Raw genomic sequence first — 12,721 nt, forward strand, 5'->3', positions numbered from 1 at the left:
TTCTTACGGAACAAGTCTTGTCTCCTGTTTTATTTGACAGTTGAGCACTACAGCTGCCTGAAAGTAGGGGCTAAGGACTTGTTGCGAAGCTGGGCAGGTGTCCAGACGGTATGCCAGCACGAGCGCTCAACGATATATAGTGACTGGATTATCGTCTCTTTATAATGCTGTGTCTTTTGGGTGTCGAGAGAGTTAAGTGTATTCAAGCTGAGGCGTTCTTCCATTTCCTGATGGGATTTCTTGAGGTAACAGGATGCCGCGGCAAAACGGTAGGTAGCGGTAAGAGGGTCTTTCTCGGTCAGTGATTCAAAAATCCGGGCAGCGGAGTCGTAGAATCCCTCATCGTAATCGATCTCCGCCATAATGAACGCCAGCTCCTTGTGAAGGGGTTCGCTATAGTCCATGGAGACCATGGGGTAATGATCGGTTAATCTTACTTTGGCAGATTTCGTGTAACCCTCATAATACAGACAAAGTGTAAGCTCATTCTGCAGATACGTATCTTCACCCGCTATGCTCAAAGCCAGGTCATACAGACCCAGGTTCACTGCGCGCTTGAGTGCTTCAGACAATAACTGCCTGTTCTGAACAGCTGTAAAGTCCTCTTCTCCAAGGATCCAGCGGCACAGAAGAGTGTCCATGGCGAGCGGATCGGTGAAAGCAGGTCTAAGCTGACCCGCGTCAATTGCTTTTGAAGCATAGTGTACAGCTTGTTCAAAAAGGCCTTCCCGTATCAAGCATTCTGTATGCAGCTGCAGCATGCGTTCACTGGTTAGTGAGGGATTAGCATCCAGGTATGTATAAGCGGTATGAAAAGCTCCAATCCGGCACAGGATATCAACCAGAATCTCACTTTGGTTCGGGGATTGCATTAGCTTACGATTCATTCTTTCGGCGATAATCTCATCACTGTAGCCCTGCTCATGAAGAAGATCTCCCCATTCCGTCAAGGCATCTATCTCATAGCCTGTAAAAGCTATTGCCTGCTCGAACGCATAAATGGCCTTCGCATGCTGGTTGTTCCGCCGAAGCAGCTTCCCGTATTCAATCCAGCACTCTGCTAGAGTTCCCCGTTCGGAAGCCGTTTTGTACTCCCGTCCAAAGGCATTTAACAGCCCTTCTTCCAAGCTTGATATCGCCTGCGTGATGTCCCCCCGGTCCCTGTGTCTTAGGCTCATCTGATAAAGAAGGGATAACGACTTGGATTTGGTCCGATCCGAGTCAAACTGACGTTTCTTTTCCACTTGGCAACCCTCCTATCTTCTTAATAACACAAATAGGTATTAAATGTATTCGGATTTTGTCAAAATCGTAAAATAATTCACTTTTTTCGTAAACTTATAGTGATAAGGTCCTTGACCTGGATGTCAGGACCGATGTTCTTTTTCCAATTCGACAGAAGGGCCTTTACCTGCCACGCTTTACCTGATATATGAAACCTGGTATCTGCAAAGTAGCTCTTCATGATCAAATGCTCCTTTTCCTTGGCGATTTGGTATAATATCACCATATGTTCAGAAGGGACAAGTTATGTTCATAACAATCAAAAGGAGGCAAAATTCATGAATAAATCTCCAAATTCAGCATTGAACGAAAAGGTGATTTCTACCAAGCCTATCTTTTCCGGCAAAATAATCTCACTTCAAGTTGATACCGTTGAACTGCCTGATGGGAGCCAGGGAGAGCGGGAAGTGGTTAAGCATCCTGGCGCGATTGCTGTGCTCGCCGTTCAGAACGGACGGATTCTACTAGTCGACCAGTTCCGCACACCACTTGGCCGGTGCGAGCTGGAGATTCCTGCGGGCAAGCTTGAGAAAGGGGAGGACCCGCTCGAGGCCGCCAAGCGGGAGCTGCAGGAAGAGACGGGATATTCAGCGGGGAAGGTCTCGCTGCTGCATTCCTTTTACACCTCACCAGGGTTCGCGGACGAGATCATACACTTGTACCTGGCGGAAGATCTGAAGAAGGGCGAATCGGCTCCGGACGAGGATGAATTCCTGGAGGTTCATGAATCTACGCTGCATGAAGTGAAACGGTATATGGCTGAAGGATGGATATCGGATGCCAAGACGATGCTGGCGGTGTACATTTGGGAACTGGCAAGTCATACAGGGAAATTCGGCCATGAGTGAGACACCGCTTCAGCGATATTACGCGGATCTGCATATCCATATCGGCAGGACGGAGAAGGGGGAGCCGGTCAAGATTAGTGGAAGCCGGAACCTTACTTTCGCGCAAATTGCCAGTGAAGCCAGCGATCGCAAGGGGATTGATCTCATCGGAATTATTGATTGCCACTCGCCTGGCGTTCAGGCAGACATCAAGAATAGTCTGGACAAAGGGGAAATGAAAGAGCTGAAAGAGGGGGGAATCTCTTATGGCAGAACAACGATCCTGCTGGGCTGTGAGCTTGAAATCCGAGAACCTGGGATGGGCCCGGCCCATCTGCTGGTCTACTTCCCCCATCTATCCATGATGGAGGAGTTCACCGGGTGGTTGTCCAAGAGGATGAAGAATATTCAGCTCAGCTCACAAAGGCTGCACGCTCCGGCACTTACCCTGCAGGAGGAAGTTACAGCCCGCGGTGGTCTGCTGATCCCCGCCCATATTTTTACGCCGCATAAGAGTATTTACGGAAGTGCTGCTCCCAAGATGTCCGACGTCCTGGACTTATCCCGGGTGAACGCGGTCGAGCTGGGTCTTAGCGCAGATTCCGAGATGGCAGGTTACTTAAGTGAACTGGATGAATTCACGATCCTGACCAACTCGGATGCCCACTCTCTGGGCAAGATAGGCCGTGAATATAATGAACTGGCGCTTGGAAGTCCGAACTACCGCGAGTTCGAGAAAGCGCTGGCTAGAGAAGGTGGGCGCAAAGTTACGGCGAACTACGGTCTGAACCCCAGACTCGGCAAGTATCACCGGACCTATTGCAGCGGATGCCAGAGCATCATTGATGAACAAGGCATCTCCGTGCAGCGCTGTTCTTACTGCGGGAGCACCAAGTTAACCCGCGGCGTTCTGGACCGGATTCTCTCGATTGCTGACCGGGAAGCTCCGGCGGTCCCTGCCCATAGGCCGCCCTATCACTACCAGGTTCCGCTTGAATTCATCCCGGGTCTTGGGAAGGCCAAGCTCGCCGCACTGCTGGAGGCTTTTGGAACCGAGATGAATATTCTTCACCGTGTGCCCGTTGAAGAGCTGGCCGGGGTTGTAGGAGCCGAGCTTGCCGAAGCAATCGGGGAAGCGCGCAGCGGGACCATGCAGCTTATTGCCGGGGGCGGAGGCACATACGGTAAGGTTCACAAGGGATAAGTTCCCCGCATAGGGCTGAGCCCTTGCTCATAGAATAAGAGAGTACTTCTATGGACAAGAAGGGAGATCGGCCTTATGTTTAGAACCTTCAGCCACACACTCAAAGATCAGACGCCTCTGTATGTTTTTGTAACGGTGCTTTTTCTGATGGGGGTAGTTTTTGGCGCCCTTATGGTTAATGCCCTTACGCTTGAGCAGCAGCAGGATTTGTCCCGTTATTTGGGAGATTTCTATACGAACTTCAATGAGGATCACCTGGGCTCATCGGGCCTTAGCTCGTTCTGGAGCATAGCCGTACTTAATCTGAAATGGCTCGGGCTCATCTGGATCCTTGGCCTGTCCGTAATTGGCCTGCCTGGAATATTGATTCTGGACTTTCTTAAGGGTGTATTGATCGGGTTCTCTGTCGGCTGCCTTGTCGGTCAGTTCACCTGGAAGGGCATGCTGCTTGCGCTTGTCTCCATTGCGCCGCAAAATCTGGTACTGATACCTGTACTGCTGATCTGCAGTGTGGCCGCAGTGAGCTTTTCCCTTAGCATCATCCGAAGCCGAGTTCTGCTGAAGGGACGCGGCTCCCTATCGAAGCCGTTCCTGAATTATACCGGTCTGGTTCTAGGTCTTTGTCTGTTAATTCTTGGGATATCTACCTTTGAAACCTGGGTTACACCCGTATTGATAGGATGGGTTGCCCCAGTGCTGGAACAGGCGTCAGCCGCCGCTTCGCTCTAGCAAAATGTTTGACTTTGTTGATCTTCAACCCCTATAATGAAAGAAGCGATTTATGCCAGAAGTGGTTCGGCTTTTTTTCCAAGGGGGAGGTTAACATGGAAGAACGGATCGATAAAATTAAGCAGCAGCTTCAATCCCATGGTTATAAGCTGACACCCCAACGGGAAGCCACGGTAAGGGTTTTGCTTGAGAATGAAGACGATCATTTGAGCGCGGAAGATGTGTTCATGCTCGTTAAAGATAAAGCTCCGGAAATAGGTCTTGCGACAGTATATCGGACACTTGAACTGCTAAGTGAGCTTCATGTTGTAGAGAAGATTAACTTCGGCGATGGTGTTGCACGTTATGATCTTCGTACGGATACAACCAAGCATCATCATCATCACTTGATCTGTGTTCAATGCGGGGCAATGGATGAGATCAGAGAAGATTGGCTAGGCCCTTTGGAGGAACGTCTGGAGAAGGAATTCAATTTCACGGTTCTTGATCACCGGCTTGATTTTCAGGGGATTTGCTACCGCTGCAAGGACAAAGACAAAGATAAGAACGGGGACGCCGACAAGAAGATTGGATAACAATCTTGGGGGTTACCGTAAGCTCTCTTCGGCCGCCGGCCGCCGGGGGCTTTTTTTTGGCCAAATATCAAGGTACATGTGTCCCTCATTTGGCTGCATAGAGACAATCATAATGAGCACGACTTGTCTGTATACTTAATCTATACCGTCTTTTATGTGAAGGTGAAATCGGGTATAGAAAGAGGGAGAGGCATGGTCATTTCGCTCCGCAAGCTGCTGATGTTCATCAAGCTGACGATTATATTTCTGGGATTGTCACTGTTCTTGTACAAGATGATAGGCTGGTTCGATACATGGATATTTCCAGCTGATAAATATGGAACACCGCAAGGTGCGGCGGTGAAGGCGTTTCATCATAGGGATGACGGCAGTTCGGATGGCGGATCCCCGCTTGAAAGATTAAGAACCTTTTATTGGTATGGGGAGTAAGAGTTAGGAGGAAGGACAGTGAAGCCGTACATCGCTTCTTTTATTGAATATTTAAGGGATCACAAGGGACTTGCGGCTGGAACGCTGTCATCCTATCAGAAGGATCTGGAGCAATTCACAGAAGCTATGCAAGAGCGTGGACTGGAGGAAGCCGGGCAGGTATCCAAGGTGCATTTGACGCTCTACTTTGCGGGACTCAAGGAGGCGGGAAGAGCGGCAGCCTCAATCACCCGGGCGTCTGTGTCGATAAGGTCCTTCTTTCGCTACATGACCCGTGAACGGATGCTGAGCCATGATCCATTCCTCCTGATCGACATGCCGAGACATGAGAAGAAGGCGCCGCAGATTCTCACAGAATTCGAGGTAGGCCGGCTGCTGGACATGCCGGATACAACCGCGCCGGTGGGACTCAGGGATAAGGCAATGCTGGAGCTATTGTATGGCACGGGGATTCGGGTAAGTGAGCTGATTATGCTGGGTGTGCAGGATATTGATACTTCCCTGCGGTTCGTGCGATGCGGCGGGGACACGGGCAAGGAGAGGATTATTCCTTTTGGCGAAGTGACCGCGCTCTGGCTATCGAAGTATCTGGATCACTCCAGACCGATCTTGATCGAGGAGGATGAAGAGGTGCTGTTCCCCAATCGCATGGGTGGTCGATTCTCCAGACAGGGATTCTGGAAGATGATCAAGAAATATGGGAGCGAAGCGGGAATAGAAGCAGATATTACACCTCACACAATCAGACATTCCTTCGCCGCGCATCTGCTGGATCATGGCGCTGATCTTAGGTCGGTTCAGGAAATGCTTGGACATGCGGATATGTCCACCACACAAGTATATATCCGTAAGTCTAAGGATAACCTGAAATCTGTCTACCAGAGCTATCATCCAAGGGCTAGAATTCAGCAGCAGGATCATCAGGAATAGGGATCATAACATGAATATTTGAATGGAGAGATAGAGCTATGACAACATTGAATCAGGGCATTATTCAAGAAGCAGCCGATTATATTCTGAATACAGCTGGCAGCAAGCCAGAGGTAGGGCTTATCCTGGGATCCGGACTTGGGGTTCTTGCCGACCATATCGAGAATGCCGTTACAATTGATTATGCAGATATTCCTCATTTTCCTAAATCCACGGTTGAGGGTCATGCCGGTGAGCTTGTTCTGGGTACGGTCGGCGGACGTCAGGTGGTATTGATGAAAGGCCGTTTCCATATGTACGAAGGATATGGTCCTGAAATAACGGCATTTCCGGTGCGTGTCATGAAGGCGCTCGGCGCCGATAAGCTCCTGGTAACCAATGCCGCGGGCGGAGTGAATATGTCCTATAACCCGGGTGATTTGATGCTGATCTCGGATCATTTGAATCTGACGGGGCAGAGTCCGCTAACCGGACCTAATGACAATACGCTGGGTCCCCGCTTCCCGGACATGTCTGAGGCCTACAGCAGACGTCTGCGTACGCTTGCCAAAGACATTGCCAAGGAGCATAATATTCCGCTGCAAGAAGGAGTATATGCGGGAATGATCGGACCTGCTTACGAGACACCAGCCGAGATTCGGATGCTGCGCACACTTGGAGCCGATGCTGTCGGGATGTCTACAGTCTCTGAGGTAATTGTTGCCCGGCATGCGGGTCTTGAGGTTCTGGGCATCTCCTGTATCAGTAATATGGCTTCAGGGATTCTCGACCAGCCGCTGTCGCATGACGAAGTCATGGAGACCACGGAACGCGTGAAGGAGAAGTTCCTCGGTCTAGTAACCTCTATAATTCCTAAGCTATAGATTATTAGCTGGATGATTAAATATGTATACCGACACAGATCTTACCGGGACGCCGGAGAGGATCTGTGTTTTTTTGTGGATACAGGAATATTCTGGACACCTCCCGGGCGATACTAGACTATCAGTTAAAGTTCTGAGAGGGGGATATTCTAATGAAAAAATGGCTCTTGATCTGTACAGCAGCTCTGATGCTGGCGTCTTCAGCCGTGCCATCCGCAGGATTGGCAAAGGAACAAAGTAATTCAACTGACGTATCCGATCTCGCACCGAGCGCAGGCTCTGCCATATTAATGGATGCCGATACAGGAACCGTCCTTTTTGAGAAGAAAAGTCACGACAAGCTGCCGCCCGCAAGCATCACCAAAATTATGACCATGCTTCTGACCATGGAAGCGATCAGCAAGGGAACCTTGAAGCTCACGGACAAAGTCCCGACAAGTGAATATGCCGCCTCCATGGGCGGGTCTCAAATCTTCCTGGAGCCTGGGGAAGAGATGACGGTGGATGAGCTGCTTAAAGGGATCGCGATGGCCTCCGGGAATGACGCCTCTGTGGCTATGGCCGAGAAGATTGCGGGAACCGAAGTTGAGTTCGTCAAGCTGATGAACAAGCGTGCCAAAGAGCTGGGTCTGACCGATACCCACTTCATGAACTGCAACGGTCTGCCTACCGACAACCACTACTCCTCAGCCCACGACATTGCGGTGATGAGCAGGGAGCTGTTGAAATATGAACACATTACGAAATACACCGGAGCCTATCAGGATTACCTCAGGAAAGATTCCGAGAAGCCCTTCTGGCTGGTAAATACCAACAAGCTGGTCCGCTTCTATACGGGTGCTGACGGTCTGAAGACAGGCTACACCTCAGAAGCCAAGTTCTGTCTCTCTGCTACCGCGCGCCGGGATGGATTAAGACTTATCGCAGTGGTGCTCGGAGAGCCGAATACGAAGACACGTAATGCCGAAGTTGGCAGCATGTTCGATTACGCTTTCTCCCAATATGCGGTGAAGCCTTTATTCAACAAGGGGGATGTGATGGGTAACGTCAAGATCCAAAAAGGCGATACCAAAGAGCTGCAGCTTGCCGCGTCCCAGCCATACCGTATTCTGGTGAAGAAGAGCGAGGCTGGCGAGAAGATTACCCATAAGCTTGAAATTCCGGCCCAGGTCAAGGCTCCCGTAACCAAGGGACAAGTGCTCGGTAAGCTTGTCGTCTATCAAGGGGACAAGGTGCTGAAAGAATTTGAGCTTAAAGCATCCGCGGACATTAAGAAGGCAGGCTGGTGGACGATGTTCAAGCGGACAACCTCCAAACTGTTTTTTGTAGATTGATAGGAGTTTTCTTCTAGTTTTGTCGGGGTGCAGGAATCGTTCTGCGAATTGTAGAAATGAGTGTTCATGTCAGAGAGGAGAGTGAACAGACGTGAATCTTCATTTGGAAATGGAAAAGCACCGCGAGACCCTTATCGTCAGACTCAGCGGGGAACTGGATCACCATACGGCTGATTCTGTAAGGCTGAAGCTTGATGAGGAGATTGCCCGCGGTCGCTGCAGAGATCTGGTGTTCAGCTTGAAGGGGCTGCTGTTCATGGACAGTTCAGGTCTCGGGGTTATCTTGGGAAGGTACAAGCTGATCAAGCAAAAGGGTGGAAGAATGGTGATCTGCGACGTAACACCTTCCGTATTCCGGTTGTTCGAGATGTCAGGCTTGTTCAAGATTATGCCTGTTGTTGACAATGAGGGCGCTGCTCTCTCTGAACTGGAGGTAGCCCTATGAGCAAGAACTTTATGAACCTGCAATTCGCGGCCATGTCGGAGAATGAATCCTTCGCCCGCGTCACTGTGGCTGCCTTTGTCTCCCAGCTTGATCCGACCATGGACGAGATTACTGACCTCAAGACAGTCGTATCCGAAGCCGTAACGAACTGCATCATCCATGGGTATGACAGCGATCCAACCGGCATTGTCTATATCCATGTAGAGCTGGAAGGGGATGTCGTCTCCCTGGTCATTGAGGATAAAGGCAGGGGCATTGAGGATACAGAACTGGCCAAGCAGCCGTTATATACATCCAAGCCGGAGCTTGAACGCTCTGGCATGGGCTTCACAATCATGGAGAATTTCATGGATGAATTCGAACTGGTCAGTGAAGTCGGCGGAGGAACCTCCATACGCATGAAGAAGAGGATTGAATCTAAGAAAGCTTTATACAATTAGGGGTTGGGTATATGAATGCCGATGTGAAGCAAACCTCACAGACCTACTTAGATGACGCGGAAGTGAAACGTTTGATTGCCCTGAGCCAAACGGGTGATTCAGTTGCCAGAGACACATTAGTGAATTGTAATATTCGTCTTGTCTGGTCCGTCGTACAGCGGTTTATGAACCGGGGATATGAACCCGAAGATTTGTTTCAAATCGGTTGTATCGGCCTCTTGAAGTCGGTCGATAAATTCGATCTAAGCTATGATGTCAAATTCTCCACCTACGCGGTTCCGATGATTATCGGAGAAATTCAGCGCTTCCTGCGTGATGACGGGACGTTGAAGGTGAGCCGTTCGCTTAAGGAAATGGCGAATAAAGTCCGGAAGAAGAAGGACGAGCTTGCCAAAGTGCTGAACCGTCTTCCAACCATTAAGGAAGTGGCGGAAGCCCTGGAGGTCACTCCCGAGGAGATTGTGTTCGCTCAAGAAGCGAACAAGCCTCCAACCTCCATCCATGAGACGGTCTTTGAGAATGATGGGGATCCTATCACGCTTATGGATCAGATCGCGGACGAGTCTCAGGACAAGTGGTTCGATAAGCTGGCTCTTCATGAAGCCATTGATGGTCTGAGTGAAAGAGAAAGGCTTATCGTCTATCTGAGATACTACCGGGATCAGACTCAATCGGAGGTCGCGAGTAGACTGGGGATATCGCAGGTGCAGGTCTCCAGGCTGGAGAAGAAGATTCTGCAGAATATCCGGGATCAAATTGCCCAGTGAATAAGAGCCGCCTTAGAATGCCAACCGGTGTTCTAGGTGGCTTTATTTGTTTGCGTTCATTTATCTACCGGAATGTCTCTAAGCCTTCACTAAGACTAAAAAGTGCTTGCTTAAGGCATACTATGCGCAATTCGGCAGTTAAGGGGTGAACTGGATGAGCAAGGATCCCGCTCCCACCGTCTATCTTAGACTTCGCAAAAATGTCAGGCTCCATGAAGGTCGTGTGATACGTCTGGGTGATATTGCCCAGATCTTAGCTCCTGGAGATTCTGAAGAAGAATTGCAGCAGCTGATCATGGACAGACCGGAGCAGAAGGATGGCAACCGCATTATCATAGATATGCTGCAGATTATCGGCAGGATTCATACTCTTATGCCGGGATGCGTCGTTGAACATATTGGCGAGCCGCATACGCTGGTTGAAATTGCCGGGAAGGAGAAGAAGCCTTCGGTCCTGTTGTTTATTATGGTGTGGCTGCTTCTATTCTTCGGCTCAGCCCTGACGATCATGAATTTCCATGCGGATGTCAGTATGCAGGAGGTCCAGATTCGGATTGTGGAAATGGTTACAGGTAAGCGGAACGAACATCCGTATGTTTTTCAGGCGGCATACTCTGTGGGGATCGGTCTGGGGATGATTATATTCTTCAACCATATCTTCAAGAAGAAATGGAACGAGGAGCCAACCCCCCTTGAGGTGGAGATGTTCCTGTATCAAGAGAACCTTAATCACTATGTCATTACGGAAGAGTATAAGAAGCTGCACCAGGATGCCAGGAGAGAAAAGGGATGACGCTGGCTCTGTCATGGATCTTCTCCCTGTTCCTGGGTTTGGCCGGGGGGATTGCCGTCGGGGGCGGAGTCATCGCCCTGTTCGTGGTACTGGATATCATTCCTCGTCTGGCCCAGCTTAGCCGCTCTTATGAGAAAGTGCATTGGTATGAAGGAGCTATGGTCAGCGGATCTGTTGTGGGTACGGTGGCTGACTTTTGGAATATCAAGCTAGGCCTGCCTTTCGAAATTATTAACGGTTGGATTGGCCTTCTGAATGGAATCTTCATCGGGATGCTGGCAGCGGCATTGACGGAAGTGCTGAACGTACTGCCTATTCTGGCAAAAAGACTTCATATGAAGCGCTACCTGTTCGGATTGCTGCTGGCTATGGTATTCGGGAAGGTAGCGGGGTCGTTGTTTGAATGGTTTGTGTATAACCGATAGAACGGACAGGAAGGATGAGACAAGCGATGACAGAACAAGAGATGGACCGTCAGGAGGAGGAAATGCAGGGGCCCCCACCGGAATTTGACCCTGGCGAAGAACAGGACCGCACAGAATCGGGAACCGAGGAAGCAGATCGTCCGAATAAGGTTGAAGCGGAGAGATCAAACAATGTAGAAGAGTCCGTTATCTACTGGCAGAAGGCGGATCGGATCAGCCAAAATCTGGATACAACAAGAAAAACTCTTGTCAAAGTGATTGGACTTGATGAGAGTTTTGATGTGAATTTTCGTGAGATGACCTTTGGCGGCTGCAAGACGGGGCTGTTCTTCATTACCGGCTTTGCCAAGGATGACATTATGCAGGAAATTATCAAGCGCTTGACCTATCTGACCCCTGAATCTTTGTCCGGTGATGCCCTGGGGGATTTCTTCGAATTCTATATCCCTCATATTCAGGTCTCCAAGGTGAAGAAGCTGAGTGAGGTTATTAATAAAGTCATGACCGGAATGAGCGCGCTCTTCATAGACGGTGAAGAAGCTGCGATCGTGATGGACACCCGTTCTTATCCGGTACGAAGCCCCGAAGAGCCTTCACTCGAGCGGGTGGTCCGCGGGGCAAGGGACGGCTTCACCGAGACACTGCTTACCAACGTTGCACTTGTAAGGCGTAGACTCCGGGATCCCGGCCTCAAATTTGAATATATCCAGGTAGGGAGGAGAACAAGGACCGATGTCAGCATAGCTTATATTGACGATATCGTTGACAAGGCTCAGGTTGATGCGATTCGTGAGAAGATCAAATCGGTGGACATCGATGGTCTGCCGCTGGCGGATAAGCAGCTGGAGGAGGCCGCAGTGAACAGCGGTTGGAACCCGTATCCGCTTGTGCGATATTCCGAGCGTCCCGATGTGGTGGCGGCGCACATTATGGAAGGGCGGGTCGTGCTGATTGTGGACACTTCACCAAGTGCTATCATTCTTCCGACAACCTTTTTTGATCTGTGTCAGCATGCCGAGGAGAACCGACAGACGGCAACGATGGGAACCTACTTAAGATGGGTTCGGTTCGCCGGAATCCTCGCATCCTTGTTCCTGCTCCCTTTATGGCTGCTTGTGGTTGTTCATCCGGAGATCAAGCCTGCCGCGCTCTCGTTCATTGGTCCTCAGGCGAACGCCAAGCTGCCTTTAATTATGCAGTTCCTGCTGGTTGAGTTCGGCGTTGACCTGATGCGGATGGCTGCCGTTCATACGCCGACCCCGCTTGCTTCCGCCATGGGCTTGATTGCAGCGATACTCATCGGGGATATCGCCGTGAAGACGGGCTTGTTCGTCAACGAAGTCGTTCTGTATATGGCTGTAGCGGCCATTGGGATGTTCGCTACCCCGAGCTATGAGCTGGGACTAGCGAACAGGCTGGTCAGGCTGCTGCTGCTGATCTCGGTTGCGCTGTTTGGAGTTCCTGGGTTTGTTGGCGGAGTGACCTTGTTTGTTGTTTTACTCACCATCCGCCGATCTTACAATTCATCCTATCTGTGGCCGTTTATACCTTTTAATGCAAAAGCGATGTTCGCCTTTCTGTTCCGTGTGCCTGTAAGCTATTCGAAGAAACGTCCTTCCTTCAACAAAACGAGGGACAACACCAGAATGCCGCGCGAGAACTGACCTTTAGACCGG

15 protein-coding genes are annotated in these 12,721 nt (G+C 50.2%); 14 read left to right on the plus strand and 1 reads right to left on the minus strand.

Annotated features, from left to right (window positions below):
* Positions 1-47: 47 nt before the first annotated feature.
* On the minus strand, positions 48-1,244 hold the full coding sequence (locus LDO05_RS08090) for a tetratricopeptide repeat protein (RefSeq protein ID WP_251378331.1): 1,197 nt from the start codon (positions 1,242-1,244) through the stop codon (positions 48-50).
* 318 nt (positions 1,245-1,562) lie between these two features.
* Between LDO05_RS08090 and LDO05_RS08100 the strand changes: the two genes are divergently transcribed.
* The 14 genes from LDO05_RS08100 to LDO05_RS08165 all read left to right on the plus strand — a co-directional run bounded on the left by LDO05_RS08100 (position 1,563) and on the right by LDO05_RS08165 (position 12,709).
* On the plus strand, positions 1,563-2,132 hold the full coding sequence (locus LDO05_RS08100; protein ID WP_251378333.1) for an NUDIX hydrolase: 570 nt from the start codon (positions 1,563-1,565) through the stop codon (positions 2,130-2,132).
* Positions 2,125-3,315, plus strand: a complete 1,191-nt coding sequence (locus LDO05_RS08105) for an endonuclease Q family protein (protein ID WP_251378334.1) — start codon at positions 2,125-2,127, stop codon at positions 3,313-3,315. The genes LDO05_RS08100 and LDO05_RS08105 overlap by 8 nt, the downstream gene beginning before the upstream one ends.
* A 75-nt stretch (positions 3,316-3,390) precedes the next feature.
* Entirely contained in the window at positions 3,391-4,044 is a 654-nt protein-coding gene (spoIIM, locus tag LDO05_RS08110) for a stage II sporulation protein M (RefSeq protein ID WP_251378335.1), read from the plus strand.
* 95 nt (positions 4,045-4,139) lie between these two features.
* Positions 4,140-4,619 carry a ferric iron uptake transcriptional regulator gene (fur, locus tag LDO05_RS08115; RefSeq protein WP_251378336.1) on the plus strand — a complete coding sequence of 160 codons (480 nt, stop codon included), beginning with the start codon at positions 4,140-4,142 and terminating at the stop codon, positions 4,617-4,619.
* A 78-nt stretch (positions 4,620-4,697) separates the two neighbouring features.
* Positions 4,698-5,048, plus strand: coding sequence for a DUF4227 family protein (locus LDO05_RS08120; RefSeq protein WP_251378337.1), 351 nt, complete (start codon positions 4,698-4,700; stop codon positions 5,046-5,048).
* Between the two features lie 18 nt (positions 5,049-5,066).
* Entirely contained in the window at positions 5,067-5,978 is a 912-nt protein-coding gene (gene xerD / locus LDO05_RS08125; RefSeq protein WP_251378338.1) for a site-specific tyrosine recombinase XerD, read from the plus strand.
* Positions 5,979-6,016: 38 nt separating this feature from the next.
* On the plus strand, positions 6,017-6,841 hold the full coding sequence (locus LDO05_RS08130; RefSeq protein ID WP_251378339.1) for a purine-nucleoside phosphorylase: 825 nt from the start codon (positions 6,017-6,019) through the stop codon (positions 6,839-6,841).
* A gap of 152 nt (positions 6,842-6,993) precedes the next feature.
* Positions 6,994-8,175, plus strand: a complete 1,182-nt coding sequence (locus LDO05_RS08135) for a D-alanyl-D-alanine carboxypeptidase family protein (RefSeq protein WP_251378340.1) — start codon at positions 6,994-6,996, stop codon at positions 8,173-8,175.
* Between the two features lie 91 nt (positions 8,176-8,266).
* Positions 8,267-8,620 (plus strand): anti-sigma F factor antagonist, encoded by a 354-nt coding sequence (gene spoIIAA / locus LDO05_RS08140; RefSeq protein ID WP_251378341.1) that lies wholly within the window; start codon positions 8,267-8,269, stop codon positions 8,618-8,620.
* Positions 8,617-9,060 (plus strand): anti-sigma F factor, encoded by a 444-nt coding sequence (gene spoIIAB, locus LDO05_RS08145; protein WP_251378342.1) that lies wholly within the window; start codon positions 8,617-8,619, stop codon positions 9,058-9,060. Before spoIIAA ends, spoIIAB begins: the two co-directional genes overlap by 4 nt.
* Before the next feature lie 11 nt (positions 9,061-9,071).
* Complete coding sequence (sigF, locus tag LDO05_RS08150; protein WP_251378343.1) at positions 9,072-9,827, plus strand: RNA polymerase sporulation sigma factor SigF; 756 nt, start codon at positions 9,072-9,074, stop codon at positions 9,825-9,827.
* Between the two features lie 154 nt (positions 9,828-9,981).
* Positions 9,982-10,620, plus strand: coding sequence for a stage V sporulation protein AA (locus LDO05_RS08155; protein ID WP_251378344.1), 639 nt, complete (start codon positions 9,982-9,984; stop codon positions 10,618-10,620).
* Entirely contained in the window at positions 10,617-11,045 is a 429-nt protein-coding gene (locus tag LDO05_RS08160; protein ID WP_251378345.1) for a stage V sporulation protein AB, read from the plus strand. The genes LDO05_RS08155 and LDO05_RS08160 overlap by 4 nt, the downstream gene beginning before the upstream one ends.
* 26 nt (positions 11,046-11,071) lie before the next feature.
* On the plus strand, positions 11,072-12,709 hold the full coding sequence (locus LDO05_RS08165; protein WP_251378346.1) for a spore germination protein: 1,638 nt from the start codon (positions 11,072-11,074) through the stop codon (positions 12,707-12,709).
* Positions 12,710-12,721 lie beyond the last annotated feature (12 nt).

This window comes from Paenibacillus sp. YPG26 (assembly GCF_023704175.1).
GTDB lineage: Bacteria > Bacillota > Bacilli > Paenibacillales > Paenibacillaceae > Fontibacillus.

Excerpts from the sequence above, each read along its gene's own strand:
- LDO05_RS08130 (WP_251378339.1), top strand. The coding sequence starts at position 6,017 with ATGACAACATTGAATCAGGGCATTATTCAAGAAGCAGCCGATTATATT.
- LDO05_RS08100 (WP_251378333.1), top strand. The coding sequence starts at position 1,563 with ATGAATAAATCTCCAAATTCAGCATTGAACGAAAAGGTGATTTCTACC.
- LDO05_RS08165 (WP_251378346.1), top strand. The coding sequence starts at position 11,072 with ATGACAGAACAAGAGATGGACCGTCAGGAGGAGGAAATGCAGGGGCCC.
- spoIIAB (WP_251378342.1), top strand. The coding sequence starts at position 8,617 with ATGAGCAAGAACTTTATGAACCTGCAATTCGCGGCCATGTCGGAGAAT.
- LDO05_RS08135 (WP_251378340.1), top strand. The coding sequence starts at position 6,994 with ATGAAAAAATGGCTCTTGATCTGTACAGCAGCTCTGATGCTGGCGTCT.
- LDO05_RS08160 (WP_251378345.1), top strand. The coding sequence starts at position 10,617 with ATGACGCTGGCTCTGTCATGGATCTTCTCCCTGTTCCTGGGTTTGGCC.
- LDO05_RS08155 (WP_251378344.1), top strand. The coding sequence starts at position 9,982 with ATGAGCAAGGATCCCGCTCCCACCGTCTATCTTAGACTTCGCAAAAAT.
- fur (WP_251378336.1), top strand. The coding sequence starts at position 4,140 with ATGGAAGAACGGATCGATAAAATTAAGCAGCAGCTTCAATCCCATGGT.
- spoIIM (WP_251378335.1), top strand. The coding sequence starts at position 3,391 with ATGTTTAGAACCTTCAGCCACACACTCAAAGATCAGACGCCTCTGTAT.
- LDO05_RS08105 (WP_251378334.1), top strand. The coding sequence starts at position 2,125 with ATGAGTGAGACACCGCTTCAGCGATATTACGCGGATCTGCATATCCAT.
- sigF (WP_251378343.1), top strand. The coding sequence starts at position 9,072 with ATGAATGCCGATGTGAAGCAAACCTCACAGACCTACTTAGATGACGCG.